The following is a 16,908-nucleotide window of genomic DNA, read 5'->3' on the forward strand; positions in this document are numbered from 1 at the left end:
ATGGCCAGACATATCGTTATCGGCACAGCCGGTCATGTCGATCATGGCAAGACGACGCTGGTCCGTGCCTTGACCGGAATCGAGACGGATACGACAGCCGAAGAAAAGAAACGGGGATTGACGATCAACCTGGGCTTTGCCTGGCTCGACCTGCCAGATGGTACGCGGGCCGGTATCGTCGATGTACCCGGTCATGAAAAGTTCATCAAGAATATGGTCGCCGGCCTGCCGGGCCTCAATCTGGTCCTGCTCGTCGTCGATGCTAACGAAGGGGTCATGCCGCAGACGAAAGAACATCTCGACATCTTGACCCTTCTTGGCGTACATCGATTCATCATCGTCGTCACTAAAGCCGATACCGTCGATGAAACCCTGCTCGGCCTGGCCCTGCAGGATATCCGCCAGAACCTGGCCGATACGGCAGCGGAAGACGCGCCTATCGTCGTCACTGATGCCATCAGCGGCCGCGGGCTGACAGAACTGGTCGCTGAAATCCAGGAAATGGCCGCGTCTTTACCCGGCGAGACAGCCCGGGGGACAGGGCGCCTCAATGTGGACCGGTCTTTTTCCATCAAGGGCTTCGGGACGATTGTCACGGGTACTCTCATCGACGGTCCCATGACTAATGGTGGTGAGGTCTGGCTCTATCCTGGCGGCCGTCGCCTGCGTATCCGCAACATGCAGGTCCATGATCGGGATGTATGGCAGGCAGAGCCGCCGCAGCGGACGGCCTTGAACCTGGCGGGCATTTCCAGCGGAGCCATCCATCGCGGCGATGTCCTCTGTACGGCAGCGGATTTTGCTGCGACGCGGATGATCGATGCCAAAGTGACCTGTCTGGCCGATGCAGAGCCACTCTTTTTATGGCAGCGCATGCGCCTCCTCGTAGGGACGCGGGAAGTCATGGCCCGTATCGTGCCCTTAGGGGCCGAACAGATTGCGCCTGGGACCGATGGCTTTTTACAGCTGCGCCTGGAAGCGGATGAAATCTATGTAAAGGCCGGGGACCGCTTCATTTTGCGGACTTTTTCGCCTATGCATACCGTAGCCGGCGGGGAAATCCTCGACGCCCACCCTAAAAAACACCGCCGCTTCAAAGATGACGTAGTGACCAGCCTGGAAGCTCGCGATGCTGGCCTGACAAATGATGTCGTCGCCGGTTTCCTGCGCCTGCGCCAGGTCCCCTTTACACAGGCCGGCGTCATTGCCGGAGCGGTGGACCTGCCTTTGGATAAGGTGGAAATCGCTCTGGACCATTTACGCCAAGCCGGGATAGTCCGCCGGACCCGTCAAGGCTATATCCATCGTGACGTCTATAAGGCCTGGCAGGCCAAGGCCTTGCAAGTCCTCTTGGCCTATCATAAAGAAAAACCGTTACAGCCGGGGATTCCCCAGCCGGTTTTCCGGAGCCGCCTGGGCCTCGATGAAAATGACGGGACGGCCTTGCTGCGGCTGTTGACGGCTGGCGGCGTCTGCCGCTTATCCCGACAATGCGTGGCGGCAAAACAATTCCGAATTACTTTTTCCCCGTCCCAGCGGAAATTGCAGTCGGCTATTGAAAAGAAGCTGGACCACAGCGGCTATGTACCGGTCCCTGTACGGGAAATCCTGGCGCTGGGCAAGGAAGCGCCTGCTGTTGCCGACGCCCTGAGTGGTAAGAGCCTCGTCTTTTTATCGAAAGATTTCGTCTTGTCCAAGCGGTTCCTGACGGAAGCTGCCCGAAAGGCCTGCCAGTCTTTGCAGACCGGGAATCTCCTGACTTTGGGTGATTTCCGCGATGCCCTGGCCATCAGCCGCAGCCAGGCCCTGCTCATCCTGGAGTATATGGACCGATGCGGAATCACCTGCCGCGTCCGTGACGGGCGCCTGGCCGGACCGCAGGCTCGGAGATATGAAGGGAAAGGGGAATCTGACCATGGATGAAACACGGCAGCAGCTGCTGCGTCAGCTGCCGGATGTAGATCATTTATTGCAGCGGCCGGCCTTACAGATCTGGCAGGAACGGAAGTCTCGTCAGGCCGTCCGCAATGCCGTCCGGGCTGAGCTGGATAAACGGCGCCAGGCCATCTTGACCGGCCAGTGGGACCAGCCGTTTTCCGGCGAAGTCTTCGACCAGGCTGTCGTTTCCCGCCTGCAGACTGAAGGACGGGGCCATCTGCGCCGGGTCATCAATGCGACGGGGACCATTCTGCATACGAACCTCGGGCGGTCTGTCTTCAGCCCGGAATTGGCCCGGCACATTGGCGAACTGGCCTGCCACTACAGTAACTTGGAATATGACCTGGCTTCGGGCAGGCGGGGGTCGCGGTACGACCATGTCCGGGGGCTCCTCTGTGACCTGACCGGCGCTGAAGATGCCCTGGTCGTCAATAATAATGCCGCTGCCGTCCTCTTGACTTTGTCCAGCCTCGCTGCGGGGAAGGAAGTCATCATCTCGCGGGGGGAACTCGTTGAAATCGGCGGGTCTTTCCGCATCCCCGACGTCATCGAGCAAAGTGGTGGCCGTATCCGTGAAGTCGGGACGACCAATAAGACCCACTTGGCCGACTACCAACGGGCCCTTGGCGAGGATACGGCGGCCCTCATGAAAGTCCACACCAGTAATTACCGTATCATCGGTTTTACGGAAAGCGTCTCGCCGGCAGCCTTGGCCGGACTGGCCCATGACCACGGCCTGCCCTGTCTCCACGATGCCGGCAGCGGCTTATTCGTGGACTTAGAAACCTTTGGCCTGCCTCATGAACCGACAGTTGGCGAAGTACTGGCGGCTGGCTGTGACGTCGTGACCTTTAGCGGCGACAAGCTCCTGGGCGGCCCTCAGGCGGGTATCATCGTCGGAAAAGCGGCCTATCTGGATGCCATGAAACACCATCCCTTACTGCGGGCCCTGCGCGTTGATAAGATGACCCTGGCCGGTTTAGAAGGGACGCTCCAGTCCTATCGCGACGGTACGGCGGCCCGTCAGATCCCGACCCTGCGCTGCCTGGCCCAGACAGAGGACGAGATAAAGGAACGGGCGGAACGGCTGTTACAATTCCTGCATACCGATGACCTGCCGGCCTGTGTCTCATTGCGTCCGATAGACGACTGCATCGGCGGCGGTGCCTGCCCGGATGTCGTCCTGCCGGGCTGGGCCCTGGCCATAGAAGCCGATGGCATGACCCCGGAAGAAATGGAACGCCGCCTGCGTCACGCCGACCTGCCCGTCATCGTCCGCGTCCAGTACAACGCCGTCGTTTTGTCCCTGCGCACCCTCGGCGATGACGAACTCCAGGACGCCTCTCGTATCGTGCGGGAAGCGTTGGGAGTTTAAGCGTCGCGTGAAGGTTTCAGCCATCATGTATGAGCGGGCCGTTGCTTTATTGTTTGTAGAAGAGGAATTTAAATTAAAAAACTTCACTACAAACTGTAAACTTAATACTCAAAAAGGCGCTGTCTTTATGCGACAGCGCCTTTTTACACCCCGCTTACCGCGGTGACGATTGGCCTATGATTTCTTTTCCTTCTACGAATTGGACTGTAGGGTTCGGTTTTTTCTTTTCAATGAGGTCGACCATGAGGTGCAGGCAGTGCTGGCCGATTTCACCCATGGGGATGTCGACGCGGGACAGCGAGGGAATTGCATAGTCGTTGAACTCGGCCATGTTGATCCCAATGGTAAAGACTTCCATGTCCTGCGGGATGGCTACGCCCAGTTCATGACAGGCGTAAAGCACGCCGTGGGCCAGGACGTCGGATTCACAGAACAGGGACCGGGGCATCCGCTTTTCTGCATAGAGTTTCTTCGTCGCTTCGACAGCACTTGAAGACGACGTATCGCAGAGAACGATGTTCGTTTCCGGAACAGGGTGTCCTGCCTTTGCGAACGTATCGAGGAAGCCCTGCATCCACGTGCGCATGATCGGGAACGACGTGTCATGAGTCAGGACGCCGGCATCGAAAATGCCCTTATCGATGAAGTGCTTGGCGACGTTGCAGCCGATTGTATAGTTGTCCATGGTGACGCTGCTGTACTTGTCCGATTCCCGGTTAAAGAGGACGACCGGGCAAGGGATATGGATGGAATTCAGGTAGTCCATATCTTTATTCGACATGTTTGCAATGATGATGCCGTTGAAAAATTCGTTTTGCATCGCGTCGAGCTGTTTTTGCAGTTGATCGACTTTATATGGGACGACGGTCAGATGGATCGCCTTATCTTGCTTCATGATTTCTTCCTGGATCCCAAGGGTGATACGGGCCAGGTAGTTGATACGGAAGTCCGTTGCCCAATAGAAGGCAATGGCATAGCTGTCCTTTTTAGCCGACCGCAGTTTTTTTGCCGACTGGTTGGGGACGTAGTTCAGGTCTTGTGCAATTTTGTATATACGCTGTTGTGTTTCCTGTGAGATTTTCCGTTCCCGGCCTTTACCGTTCAAGACGATGGAAACGGTGGCGATGGAAACGCCAGCAGCTTTGGCAATGTCTTTAATTGTGGACACGATGGCCACCTCCACTCTTGCTTTTATTTTGACATAAATTAAACGTTTTTTCAAGGAAATCTGTGTTACAGGGTCAACTACTCCCGACTAAAGTCGGGAACTTGTAAGTCGGAACTACATAGGTACTAACGGCATCAAAAGACGTCTCCCTAAATCCGCCTACATCATCGGGTGGCTGACAACACCCGCTTTGCTAAGGAGTTTACTCCAAAGCAGTTGTTATTCTTTTGTAACGAGGATGGTTATCTCCAGAAATCCACATAGTTCCGAGGAGCTGAATATTCATAGCTCCGATACGGTCATCGTTAGATCTGTAACCACACTGGCAACGATATAAGTGTTTGTGATGGTCACGATTTTCCTTGTGGATAGTACCGCATTTGGGACAACGTTGAGAGGTATACTTAGCAGATACCTTCAGAACTTCGGAACGATTTTCATGAGCTTTATAAGTCAAGAATTGTTCCAACTGATAGAACGCCCAGCTGCGCAGGTCGCAATTTTGTTTAGCAGTTTTTGAAAGATGGGACTCTTCGAAGCTAACACCGGTCAGATCTTCAAGCACAAACAGCGTATCTTTGCCGTATTTTTCAACGAGTGTCTTAGAAATCTGATGGTTTACATCAGACATCCAACGGTTCTCTCGTCCAGAAATGGCTTTGAGCCTACGCTTTGCTGATTTTGTACCTTTAGACTGGAGCTGACGGCGGACTTCCTGAAATTTATGGCGTTTAGTAGCCATCTTCTTACCAGAGACGAATTCAGTTTTGCCCTGTTCGTCGTAACTAACAGTAAGAAAACGTAATCCGCGGTCAATACCGACAACGTGACGGACGTTTTCTTTCTGAAAATCTTCGACAGCTTGGGTTACGGGAATATGGAGATACCATAACCCTTTGAGTTCGACCAGTTTTGCTGTTCCAAGGTCATAAGCGCCATCAAGGTATTCAGCGAAATGTTCGCCCTCAAAAGTGCATTTGGTTCTTTTTCCGAGTGTATTGATAGATAGGATTTGACCATCATCCACGAAACTGTAATCTCGGTTACGGACCAAATCAGCTTGCGGACGAGTAAAGAATATCGGCTTCCAAAGCCATTCCCATGTCTTGGCGATGCGTTGCCAGTTGCCATTCTCATCCTTATATCTGTAAGGATTTTGGAAGAGCTGTTGTTTTACCGTCTTATATCTGGCAATCGTCGTCTTGATAGAAGACTGGGCCAGCTGCGATTTCAGACCGAACTGGCTGCGCAGGTCCCTGTACAGTTCTCTGTTAAGACTTTGGTAGGCCATGTTAAATCGGTTGTCGAAGATGTACTGCGACACGAAGTTACAAGCCTGACGGTATTGTTCCGTCATCTGACGGAACAGAAACTCTTGTTCAGAAGTAGCATGTATACGAAGTTTTATCGTTTTAGTTAGGTTAGACACTATTTCTCACCTTCCTTTCTAAATATATATTACTTCATCAAAATTATTATAGAACTATTTTTACTAAAAATCTATTGTGTTTTATTGAAAGGAGGGGAGGTGCGGCTCCTCTCATGACTAAAGTCACGAGTCTCCACCGCACCATGAAGATGAACAAGTATTCTTCATTTTTAGTGTCATTCGCGAATCCTTGGCAATCATGGTACAATAGAATCGATTCAGACGAGGAAAGAGGGAGGGTATGACTGTGAGTTATGAAAATTACCGGCGCCAGGCCCTGCACCAGATCGACAATCTGGCTAAGCCGCCGGGCAGCCTGGGACTTTTGGAAAAGCAGGCCAAGCAGATTTTACTGGCCTGGGGGACTTTTCATCGGGAACTGCGGCCCAAACACATCATTTTTGCCGCCGACAATGGCGTTGTCCAAGCCGGTGTCGTCGCTCAGTTAGCGGATATAACCTATATGCAGAGCTGCCATATGGTCCAAGGAACGTCGGCTGTGACCTGTTTTTGCCGTAGCCAGGACATTCCTTATGAAGTCGTCGATGTCGGTATCGACAGTGCCGATGCCGTCGGCTTAGACCGTAAAATCGCCAGGGGAACGAAAAATTTCGCCGTCGAACCGGCTATGAGCCGGGAACAACTGGTACAAGCCATGGCGACGGGACGCGAACGGGTACAGGCAGCTGCCAAAGAGGGAATCAATCTCCTGTCGTTTGGCGAAATGGGCATTGGCAATACGACGACGTCAGCAGCTGTTCTCACCGCCTTGTCTCCGAAAAAGATGTCCTGGCTGACCGGTTTTGGTTCGGCCCGGGGTAATTATAAACTGCTCTTCCACAAGCGGCGCGTCATTGCTGCAGCTATCAAAGCCTATGAAAAAGAACTCCAGACACCGGCCGATGCCCTGCGCTGCGTCGGCGGCTTTGATTTGGCGTCACTCTGCGGTGCTATGATGGCCTGTGTTGATGAAAAAATACCTTTTTATATCGACGGCTTCATTACGGCGACGGCCCTGGCCTGTGCCATTGCCATGAAACCTGCCGTCCGCGATTATGCCTTGCCGTCCCATATTTCCCGGGAGCCCGGCATGGCTCAGGCCCTGCGCCTGTGCGGCATCGATGAATACGAAGTCCCCATCCAGGCGGGCCTCTCATTGGGGGAAGGGACAGGGGCCGTCTTAGGCGTCACTCTCATGAAGACTATGATGTATGCCGTCTGTCACATGGCGACCCTGGACGGCATCAACCAGGAAGCTCAGGACCGCTACGACCGCCGAAAAGGAGATGAAACGAATGGATGAAGAAACGAGAGAAAAAGCCCGGGCCATCTTTGAACGCCTGGGACTGACAGAAGAACAAGCGGTAGAACTCTTTTATAAGCGGACCATTGCCGCCGGAAAAATGCCCTTTGCCGCAGGCGAACCGGAAGCCAAGAAAATCAAGAAGAAACGCATGAACGAACGCTTCGCCGAATGGGATGCTTTTTGACGGACCGCAGAAGCTCAATTCGTGCAGTCATCTTCGCTTGTCTTTGCCGGGCTGGCTGCGTCGAAAAGCCTCGACAGAGCCCCGCTATGCCTGCGTTTTTCTCCTTGCCAGCCTGACAAATCCGGCGCGGATCTGACCGCGTCATTGAGCTCCTGAGGTCCGAAAGGCTCTCCTGCGAAGGGGAGCTGGCCGCCGAAGGCGGACTGAGGGGTTCTTGAATGTACGAACCGCTTTTAATTATTTTTACGAAAGAAGGGATTTTATGAAGTATCCATTATTGCATGAAACGCTGAAAGTTGGCTCCATTGTTTTAAAGAACCGCCTGGTCATGCCGCCGATGGCGACGGAAAAGTCGGCGAAAGGCCAGGTAACGGATGGCCTGATTGCCTATTATGGCGACATGGCCCGCAGCGGCCCGGGGCTGATCATCCAGGAACACAGTTTCGTTTCGCCTGACGGCCGGGCCAGTGCCAACCAGGTGTCGCTGGCGGCTGATGCGGATATTCCCGGTCTGCAGCGCCTGACGGCGGCTGTCCATGCGCAGGGCGTGCCGATTCTGGCACAGATCAGCCATGCCGGCAGTGCAGCCCATCGGGCTATTACCGGCCAGGAAGTCATCAGTGCCAGTGCTGTTCCCAATCCGTCACGGGCCGCTGCGGTCCACGGTCAGCCAGAATTTCCCCGGGAAATGACGCAAGGCGATATCCAGTGCATCATCCAGGCCTTTGTCGATGCCGCTGCCCGGGCACAGCAGGCCGGTTACGATGGCGTGGAAATCCATTCAGCCCATGGCTATCTGCTGGACCAGTTCTATTCGCCGTTGACGAATCGGCGGACCGATGATTATACGGGCCGTACCCTGGAAGGGCGGACGCGGCTTCAGGTTGAAATCATTCAGGCTATCCGCCGTCGCCTGGGGAAAGATTTTGTCCTTTCCCTGCGCTTAGGCGGCAGTGATTACATGGATGGCGGCGCTGTCTGTGCAGAAGTCGGCCAAGCCGCGAAGCTTTTTGAAGCTGCCGGCCTCGATATGCTCAGCCTTTCTGGCGGCATGAGCTTCTTCTTCCGTCCAGGTCATACGGAAGCGGGATACTTTGCCGAACTGGCAGAAGCGGCTAAAACGGGGACGACCCTTCCCGTCATGCTGACTGGCGGCATTGCTGACGGCGCTGAAGCGGAAACCTTCCTGGAAAAAGGCCAGGCTGACCTCATCGGCATCGGACGGGCAGCACTCCGGGACCACCAGATTTACCAAAAAATCTTGTCAATGTGACGTATACATTTGCATTAAATCAATAGGCATGATAGCTTCTTCTTTTTGATGGGTCAGGATCCAATCAGAAAAACCACTTTTTGAAAAAAGCAGATACTGGACGGTTCGATAATGATGGTCTATAAGTCCTGTGCGGTTGCGCAAAGCTTCATAGACGGATTTGTCGAGCCGTTCATTTTTAAATTTACATTCTCCTAGAATGGCTTCTTTTTTTATGGTATCCAAGCCGACAACGTCAATATCCGTTTCTTCTTTCTTTCGGGGGTCCGTTCCCCACCATTTGCCCACACGGGTTATCATACAAGGAAGATTTCCTGTCAATCCCATATATAAAGTATAGTGGCGGCACATATCTTCAAAGACGTCGCCCATATAATCTGAAATACTTGGTTTTACGACATGTTGATAATATGCGTCGCCGTGACCGAGTTCAATGGCATCAATGCCATTTGGCAGAAAGCGGTACCAGAAGCGGAACATGTGATCGGCAAAAGTATAGCGGACTTTGCGCTTATTCCGTTCATCAGTAATAGCATATTCTTTTTTTAAGATTCCTGTTTTAATAAGATTTTGTATGGCATGACTTGTCGTAGATGGCTCTAAATGGGTGAGGTCTGCAATCGCATTTTGTTTCGTTCGTCCTGATGCAATAGCTTCGATAATGGCGTTATATGTCGTAATATTGCGAAATTCTTGTGTCAGCAGATTGGATGGCTCTTCATACATATAACCGGTTTTTGCGAAGAATAAGCTGACTATATTTTCGTCTAAAGATTTCGTATCCCGCAGTAAGGATAAGTATTTTGCGACACCACCCGTAATCCCGTAACATACGGCTTTTTCAGCGGGCGTATAGGAGGAAACGAAATCAGCAGCTTCGCGATAAGAAAACGGTTTGACCTGTAATTGGGCTGTCCGCCTGCCGAAAAGAGGACTTTTTTCGCTCAATACTTCTTCTTCCATGAAGCTGATAGAGGAGCCGCAAAGAATCAAATACATATTTCCTTGCATCCATTCGGTGTCGATATATTTTTGTAATATGGATAATAGTTCTGGAGCTTGTTCTGCAAGATAAGGGAACTCATCGATAATGAAAATAATGCGTTCTTCCTGGCATTTGTTGGAGAGAAAAGCGAATAACTCTTCATACGTTGAAAAGGTTAACGTATTTAAGTCAGGAGCCAAGACGTCAAGGACTCGCCGGCTCAAGAGTTGTAAATTCCGTTGGAGACCATTGCGGGCTGCCGTGTAAAAGATAGCTTTTTTTCCTCGGATAAAATGACTAAGTAACGTGGATTTACCAATGCGCCGACGTCCGTAAACGACCATCATTTGGAATCCCTCTGTTTCATATAGTTTTTCTAGAGCATCTAGCTCTTCTTTTCTGCCAATAAATGGTTGATACATAAAGATTCCCTCCTTTTTAATTGAAATATAATTCATTGAAACATAATTCATTGAATTATATTTCAATTAAATTATACCATAAAAATAGAGCCATCGCACGCTGTCATCATGCGAGACTCCTTTTTCTTAAATGTCTGAAGTTTGATGTATGATGTTTGAGGCGGTGGCTTTTAAATTTTGTCCCATCCACATCAAACTTTCAACTTCAAACTTCAAACTCAAAAAGGGCTTGTCGTCATGCGACAAGCCCTTTTTTATTTACTTATCATGTCATCCGGAGCGAATCCGGTGCGGTCGGCATAATCGCCTTCCAGGATTTGGATGGGGACGAAGCCGTTCTTGTCTTTGTCACCGGTGATCTGGATACGTGTCGGCTTGGCAAAGACCAGGATTTTATCGGACCGGACGAGGGACCGGATGGTTTCCATATCGCGGTCGTGGCTGGCCTTGAGGAAGGTGGGTATCGTCGTTTCGTCGGGGATGACGTAGGTCCCGCGCATCATGAGGTAGCGGCCGCTGCTCGAAGGCAGGCGCGTCTTTTCCTGCTGCGCTTCTTTTTCGGAATCGCTCAGTTCCGGGACGCCGCTCGTCGAATAGCGGGAGAAGTTGACATTGGACTGCGCGGCTTCACCATAACGGTGGACATAATAAATGGTGATGAACAGGCAGAAGATGACGAAGGGCAGGAATAGCATTTTGGTGTAATACGTCAGTTTGGCATATTTTGCCTCTTTCTGCTCCCGTGCTTCCCGTTCTTCCCGCGTCTCGACGACTTCTTCTGGCTGCCCTTGCAAGGCGCCAGCCAGGATAGCCGATAAAGGGATACCGTAGCTGGAAATGGGATAGAGGTTTTCCAGCCAGCTCAGACCACAGATGCAGGCCATAGCCCGGCTCAGGGCATTGTCCATATCGACGGGAATCTTCATGCGGTGCAGAATCGACGATAAGGAGTCGTTGGCCAAGTTGGGCATATACGTCGAAGCCAGGAATTTCAAGTCCCTGATGTAGACATCCTTCAGGGGCAGTTCCCGTCCTGATGCTTCGTAGCTGGCCTTGATGGCTGGGAAGAGCCGTTCCGAGCGGTAGGCAGAGAGGACGGCGTCTTTGAGGAGAAAGGCAATGTCTTCATCCCAGACGACGTCGAAAGGCTTGCTGTCAGCCAGCATGTCTTCGGTCAGGTTATGTGCTTGGACCGGCCCTTCGCGGGGCTTGATAAAATAGGAAATGCCGTGGACGTTGCCGTCACTGATCCAGGCCAATGCCAGGCGGCAGATACTGTTTAAGTTGTCGTTGGCCAGGTCGGCTGCGATGGCAATGGATGCATTGACTTTTCGCCGGCGCAGTGATTCCAGCGCCTTTTGTGTATTCGTATCCATGGCAGGTATCCTCCGTGAATCGACTGATTAACGGCCGCGCTGTTTATAATAAGGGCGGAAGGTGCGCCGCGGTCGTTTCGGTGCCTGTTTGAGCTTGAAGTAGTTGTGTTTGACTGTGCGGTTCTTTTCGTCCGTGAAGGTGTTGACGTCAAAGAGTTTCAGCGATTCGATGAAGGGGACGAATTTCTTATAGCCGAAATTGCGGACGTCGAAGTCGGAGAACTGCTTGCTCAGGAGATTTCCCAGGGTGCCCGAGAAAATCCAGCCGTTGTCATCGGAGTTTTCTTCGGTCAACTTGATCAAAGCCTGGCGGATCGTAGAAAAATCTTTGCCCGGCGTCTTGCCATGCGCCGTCGGTGATTCCGGCGGTGTCAACGTATGGATGGGAGCCGGTCCTACTGGATGGGCTGCCGGAGTTTCCCCTTTTTCTGCTTTATGGCTGGCCGTTTCCTGAGACGGTGTTTCGTCGTGCCCTTCGTTTTCCTGGACTTCGGATTCGTGTTCTTCTGCTTCTTCCCAAAGGACATCGAGATAGAGGAACTTATTGCATGCCGAGATGAAGGAACGGGGTGTCTTGCTTTCGCCCATGCCCAGGACGTATTTCTGCGATTCCCGCAGGCGCGAGGCCAGACGGGTGAAATCGCTGTCTGACGAAACGATGCAGAAGCCGTCGAGATTGCTCTGGTACAATAAATCCATCGTGTCGATGATGAGGGCCGAGTCCGACGAATTTTTGCGGATCGTGTTGCTGTACTGCTGGACGGGCTGGATGGCGTTATCTAAAATGGTGTTGCGCCACGACGCCATCTGGGGCGTCGTCCAGTTGCCGTAAATGCGTTTGTAGATGACATCGCCGAGATTGTTCGCTTCAGATAAGATGACGTCGATGTATTTGCTGGAAATATTTTCGGCGTCGATGAGGACGGCGAGTTTCATTTCTTGATTCATAATTTGATTACCTCTGTTTACATTACTTTTTTATTATATCATCAACTGCTGAGACTGTGCTATAATAAAACCAGGGCTCGAACGAAGGCGTTTATCCTTCGCCAGGCCTATTTTTTTTAGAAGGTGGTACAGATGAAAATAGAACGTATGGCGCCTCTTTGCGTCGTCGCAGCGGGTATCTGCTGGGGCATCATCGGCTTGTTTACCCGCCAGCTGTCGGCGTATGGATTGTCGCCGCTGCAGATTACTTTTGGCCGTTCCCTGGTGACGGCTGTCGTCATGACTGGCCTCATCCTCTGCCGGTATCCGGAGAGACTGCGCATTGCCTGGCGCGATGCCTGGATGTTCCTGGGGACCGGCCTGGGGAGCATCGTCTTCTTCAATATCTGCTATTTTACAGCCATCGAATTGACGACGTTGTCTGTCGCGGCCATTTTGCTCTATACCGCGCCGAGCATCGTCATGGTGTTTTCCATCTTCCTCTTTCATGAACGATTTACGCGGCGCAAGGGGTTATGCCTGGTCCTGGCCTTTGCCGGCTGTGTCCTGGTCAGCGGCCTGGGCCTGGGCCATGTCGAGGCCGCTGGCATCCTGGCCGGCCTGGGGAGCGGTTTCGGCTATGCCCTTTATTCCGTCTTCGGCCATTATGCGCTGGCCAAATATGAACCGCTGACGGTTACGGTCTGGACCTTCATCATCGCATCCCTGGGGCTCCTGCCCTTCTGTCATTTCGGCATGATGGCGTCCCTGGCCATATCGGTGCCTTATACGGGGCTTCTCTTTGCCCTCCTGGGGCTGATGTCGACGGCTTTGCCCTTTGGTCTCTATACGACCGGCCTCCAGCATATGGAAGCGGGCCGGGCCTCTATCCTGGCGTCTGTCGAACCCTTGACGTCGACGGTCGTGGGCATCGCCGTTTTCCATGAAGCTCTGACCTTGACGGGAGCCGCCGGCATCGTCTGTATTCTGGGAGCGGTCATACTCTTGGCGAAAAAAGAGAAGCCTAGCGGATAAATTCAAAGCGGAATTTCCGGCCCGGCGTGATGTAGTCCAGGAGAAATTCTTCGTTCGGAACGACTTTGGCGACGATATTGGTCCGTTCTTCTGGGGGCAGTTCGCATTTGACGATTTGGACTTCTCCCATATAACGCAGGAAATCGGCGTTATCCAGGGTGATATCGCCGCGGTGGAGGCTGCGGAAGATATCACTGTCCGGGTCGATGATGCGCCCGTCCAGATGGGCCCGGCTGCCGCTGGTGCGGATGACGTCCCGCGACGGGTCGGGCCGGGCCGTGAAGGTATAGGACAACAGGTCCTGGATGTGTGGCTCCCGGCTGAGGAGCTTGGCCTTGATGACGACGACGTCCGTTTCTTCCCGGCCGGTCCGGGCCAGGTCGCGCAGTTCCTTATCCGACGGCTTATCGTCGCCGATGAAGACGGACTGGACGCCTAAGGCCGCCAAATGGCGTGCAGCCAGGCTGACATCCTGATGGCGGTGGTCTTCCAGTGTCGGCAGGCCTTCATACAGCGGCGCCCGCTGGCCGGACTGGCTGGGTACGAAGGCACCGACGGACAGGCCATAGGCGTGGAGCAGGTCGGTTTGGGCCTTGAAATAATCCAAGTCCAGGCCCGTGTGAGGACGGGGATAGAAGTTGTGCAGGCCGTCGATGTAATCCATTTGGGCTTCGTTTTTTTGGAGATCTTCTAAATCGGACTGCCTCAGCGTCGACGCATTGACCTGGACGCGGACGAGGTGGCTGTACATGGCAAGCTTGGCCGCATCGAAACCGTCGTCAAAGCGGACAGTCGTAATGCCCAGTTTGGCGATGGCTTCCGGGTCGAACCGGTCCATGCCCAGGCAGGCTGCCGAGGCTGGTGATACGTCGGCGACGATGTCGAACTGAAATTGCCGGGCCGTTTCCAAGACGGCCTGCAGCTCTTTGCGAAAGGCCGCCGGGTCCGTTTCCGGGATGTGGAATGACGTGAAGAGACGCGTCATCCCCAGGGCGGCAGCCCGTTCGATGCGGGCCGTCTTTTCTTGAATCGTCCCGCCCAGACCGGGATAGACAGAAATACCCGTTTCCATTTATTCTCCCTCCTTCGGGTCGTCAAAGCCTAAGAGCCAGGTTGCGATGAAGCCGGCAGCGTAGGCCGTAACGAGTCCTAATAAATACATGGGGATGTTGTCCGTGCTGGCTGCCAGGGGCAGGCCGGAAATACCGATTGTCGCGGCACCGACCATGTAAGCCGCCTGGACAGCGCCGCCAAAGGCTCCGCCGATACAGGCGCCGATGAACGGCTTGCCCAGGGGCAGGGTGACGCCGTAGATGAGCGGTTCGCCGACGCCCATGAGGCCGACGGGCAGGGCCGAGGCGATGGTCTTGCGCAGGGCCTTGTTCCTGGTCTTGGCATAGACGGCGATGGCGGCGCCGACCTGACCGCCGCCGGCCATGGCCAGGATGGGCAGGAGAATGGTCACGCCGTAGCGCGACAGGAGCTCTGCATGGATCGGCGTCAGGCCCTGATGGATGCCGACCATGACCATAGGCAGGAAGGTCCCGCCCAGGATGAAGCCCGTCACAGCGCCGCCGGTGCCGATGGATTCCGTCGCGGCATAGCCGATGGCTTCCGACAGATAGCCACCCACGGGCTGGCAGAGGAAGAGGGCGACAAAAGTCGAAATGACGACGACTAGAAACGGCGTGACGAAGAGGTCGAGCATATCCGGTACGATGCGGTGGAGTTTCTTTTCCAGCCACGACGAGAAGAAGACGACCAGGAGAACGGCGATGATGCCGCCCCGGCCAGGGACCAGGGGATCGCCGAAAAGATTGATCTGAGCCAGGTTGGGGTGGCTGAGGATGGCCGCCATGACGCCGCCCAGCATGGGCGAGCCGCCAAATTCCTTGGCCGCGTTGATGCCGACGAAGATGTTCAGGCCATAGAAGGCGGCGTTGCCGGCAATGGCCAGGACCTGCAGGAGCGGCTGGGCCGCCAGGGATGGGTCCATCTTGAAAGCGACATTGAGCAGGCCCGTAATCAGGCCACAGGCGATGAAGGCCGGGATGATGGGTACGAAGATGTGGGCGATCTTTTTTAAGGCCAGCTTGGCTGGCGTTGCATTCTTGCGCCGTATTTCTTCATGCAGGGCCTGGCCGTCGAAAGGACCCTGGCTGTCATCGTTGCTGTCAGGCCTAGCTGATGGTGCCGGATTTTCCTTGCTGCCGCCTTCGACTAGCGGTGCAAAGGCCTGGTACAGTTTCGTCGCCTTGCCAGGGCCGACGACGATCTGCCATTCGTCGCCGGATTTATTGATGCCCATGACGCCAGGAAGTTTGGCCAGGTCTTCTTTGGTAAAGTGTTCGTCCTTTACCGTCAGGCGAAGACGGGTCATACAGTTGTAAGCCTTTTCGATATTGGCCGCCGGGCCGGTGATGTCGTAGATGGCCTTGGCCAGTTTATCATAATCCATGGGCAGCCTCCTTGAGGACGGCAGCAACGTATCCCTGGGCGGCTGCCAGGCGGTCTTCGGCTTCTTTGGCAGGCAGGTTCAGGAGAATCATGACGATGGCCGTCTTGGCTCGTCCCTGACTTTCGGCCAAGGCCTTTACGGCTTCCTGGCGGCTGCAGCCCGTCGCCGTCATGACGATGCGCCGTGCCCGTTCTTCCAGTTTCTGGTTAGACGACTTGACGTCGACCATGAGGTTGCCATAGACTTTGCCCAGGCGGATCATGGCGCCGGTGGACAGCATGTTGGCAATCATCTTCTGGGCCGTGCCCGCTTTCATGCGCGTCGATCCGGTGACGACTTCCGGCCCGACGACGGCGCAGAGGTCGATGTCGGCACAGGCGCCGATGGCCGAATGAGGCGAGCAGTCGATGGCAATCGTCGCCGCACCGACGGAAGCGGCATAAGTCAGGCCGCCGACGACATACGGTGTCCGGCCCGATGCACTGAGGCCGACGACGACGTCGTCGGCGGTCAGATTTTTGGCTATCAGGTCCTGACGGCCCAGTTCCGGCGAGTCTTCCGCCCCTTCTTTGGCACGGAAAATGGCTTCATAACCGCCGGCGATGAGGCCCTGGATGCGTTCCGGGTCGGTGCTGTATGTCGGCGGACATTCGACGGCGTCGAGGATGCCCAGGCGGCCGGACGTACCGGAGCCCATGTAGAACAGGCGGCCGCCGTGGCGCAGCCTGTCGGAGATGGTGTCGACGGCCTTGGCGATGTCCGGGATAATGGCGCCGACGGCATCGGCGACTTTATGGTCTTCGTCATTTATGATGCGCAACATGTCTTCCGTAGACACGCTGTCGATATGCTGGCTGTGGCTGTTTCGCTGTTCCGTAGCCAGAGTTTCTAAGTTGATCATGTTTGATTCCTTTCTTTCCTTGCAGTCGTGATTCTCGTTCGTTGGGAACAATATACACATCTCTAATTATAGAGAGTGTTTGCAGGACTTGCAATAGGCCTTTTTTTCATGAGCCATGACCTTTATTTTTT

Annotated in this window: 14 protein-coding genes; 6 read left to right on the plus strand and 8 right to left on the minus strand. The window is 54.1% G+C overall.

Features of this window, described 5'->3' with window-relative positions; translation table 11 throughout:
- Window positions 1-1,923 (plus strand): selenocysteine-specific translation elongation factor, encoded by a 1,923-nt coding sequence (selB, locus tag C6362_RS04995; RefSeq protein ID WP_014015653.1) that lies wholly within the window; start codon window positions 1-3, stop codon window positions 1,921-1,923.
- On the plus strand, window positions 1,916-3,313 hold the full coding sequence (gene selA, locus C6362_RS05000) for an L-seryl-tRNA(Sec) selenium transferase (RefSeq protein ID WP_014015654.1): 1,398 nt from the start codon (window positions 1,916-1,918) through the stop codon (window positions 3,311-3,313). The genes selB and selA overlap by 8 nt, the downstream gene beginning before the upstream one ends.
- Before the next feature lie 154 nt (window positions 3,314-3,467).
- On the opposite strand, the gene C6362_RS05005 is transcribed toward selA, so the two are convergent.
- On the minus strand, window positions 3,468-4,481 hold the full coding sequence (locus C6362_RS05005) for a LacI family DNA-binding transcriptional regulator (RefSeq protein WP_014015655.1): 1,014 nt from the start codon (window positions 4,479-4,481) through the stop codon (window positions 3,468-3,470).
- A gap of 202 nt (window positions 4,482-4,683) precedes the next feature.
- A complete protein-coding gene (locus C6362_RS05010) occupies window positions 4,684-5,910 on the minus strand; it encodes an RNA-guided endonuclease TnpB family protein (protein WP_014015656.1) in 1,227 nt (408 codons plus the stop codon).
- A gap of 241 nt (window positions 5,911-6,151) precedes the next feature.
- Between C6362_RS05010 and C6362_RS05015 the strand changes: the two genes are divergently transcribed.
- The 3 genes from C6362_RS05015 (at window position 6,152) to C6362_RS05025 (ending at window position 8,673) form a co-directional block, all read left to right on the plus strand.
- On the plus strand, window positions 6,152-7,213 hold the full coding sequence (locus C6362_RS05015) for a nicotinate-nucleotide--dimethylbenzimidazole phosphoribosyltransferase (protein WP_014015657.1): 1,062 nt from the start codon (window positions 6,152-6,154) through the stop codon (window positions 7,211-7,213).
- A complete protein-coding gene (locus C6362_RS05020) occupies window positions 7,206-7,400 on the plus strand; it encodes a type II toxin-antitoxin system RelB/DinJ family antitoxin (protein WP_014015658.1) in 195 nt (64 codons plus the stop codon). The genes C6362_RS05015 and C6362_RS05020 overlap by 8 nt, the downstream gene beginning before the upstream one ends.
- A gap of 262 nt (window positions 7,401-7,662) precedes the next feature.
- Window positions 7,663-8,673 carry an oxidoreductase gene (locus C6362_RS05025; RefSeq protein WP_014015659.1) on the plus strand — a complete coding sequence of 337 codons (1,011 nt, stop codon included), beginning with the start codon at window positions 7,663-7,665 and terminating at the stop codon, window positions 8,671-8,673.
- Here C6362_RS05025 and C6362_RS05030 read toward each other — a convergent pair.
- The 3 genes from C6362_RS05030 to C6362_RS05045 form a co-directional block, all read right to left on the minus strand.
- Entirely contained in the window at window positions 8,665-10,080 is a 1,416-nt protein-coding gene (locus tag C6362_RS05030) for an ATP-binding protein (protein WP_014015660.1), read from the minus strand. The genes C6362_RS05025 and C6362_RS05030 overlap by 9 nt on opposite strands.
- 254 nt (window positions 10,081-10,334) lie before the next feature.
- Complete coding sequence (locus tag C6362_RS05040) at window positions 10,335-11,456, minus strand: 3'-5' exonuclease family protein (protein WP_014015661.1); 1,122 nt, start codon at window positions 11,454-11,456, stop codon at window positions 10,335-10,337.
- Between the two features lie 27 nt (window positions 11,457-11,483).
- Entirely contained in the window at window positions 11,484-12,404 is a 921-nt protein-coding gene (locus C6362_RS05045) for an NYN domain-containing protein (RefSeq protein WP_014015662.1), read from the minus strand.
- Between the two features lie 132 nt (window positions 12,405-12,536).
- Between C6362_RS05045 and C6362_RS05050 the strand changes: the two genes are divergently transcribed.
- Window positions 12,537-13,418, plus strand: a complete 882-nt coding sequence (locus C6362_RS05050) for an EamA family transporter (RefSeq protein ID WP_014015663.1) — start codon at window positions 12,537-12,539, stop codon at window positions 13,416-13,418.
- On the opposite strand, the gene C6362_RS05055 is transcribed toward C6362_RS05050, so the two are convergent.
- From C6362_RS05055 to murQ, 3 genes are read right to left on the minus strand one after another with little or no spacing between them, the layout of a single operon-like run.
- A complete protein-coding gene (locus C6362_RS05055; protein ID WP_014015664.1) occupies window positions 13,408-14,490 on the minus strand; it encodes a DUF871 domain-containing protein in 1,083 nt (360 codons plus the stop codon). The two genes, C6362_RS05050 and C6362_RS05055, sit on opposite strands and share 11 nt — an antisense overlap.
- Window positions 14,491-15,876, minus strand: a complete 1,386-nt coding sequence (locus C6362_RS05060; RefSeq protein WP_014015665.1) for a PTS transporter subunit EIIC — start codon at window positions 15,874-15,876, stop codon at window positions 14,491-14,493. It lies immediately after the preceding gene.
- Window positions 15,866-16,777, minus strand: coding sequence for an N-acetylmuramic acid 6-phosphate etherase (gene murQ, locus C6362_RS05065; protein ID WP_014015666.1), 912 nt, complete (start codon window positions 16,775-16,777; stop codon window positions 15,866-15,868). Before murQ ends, C6362_RS05060 begins: the two co-directional genes overlap by 11 nt.
- Between the last annotated feature and the right edge of the window lie 131 nt (window positions 16,778-16,908).

It is taken from the genome of Megasphaera elsdenii DSM 20460 (assembly GCF_003010495.1).
In the GTDB taxonomy this organism is placed as follows: Bacteria; Bacillota; Negativicutes; order Veillonellales; family Megasphaeraceae; genus Megasphaera; species Megasphaera elsdenii.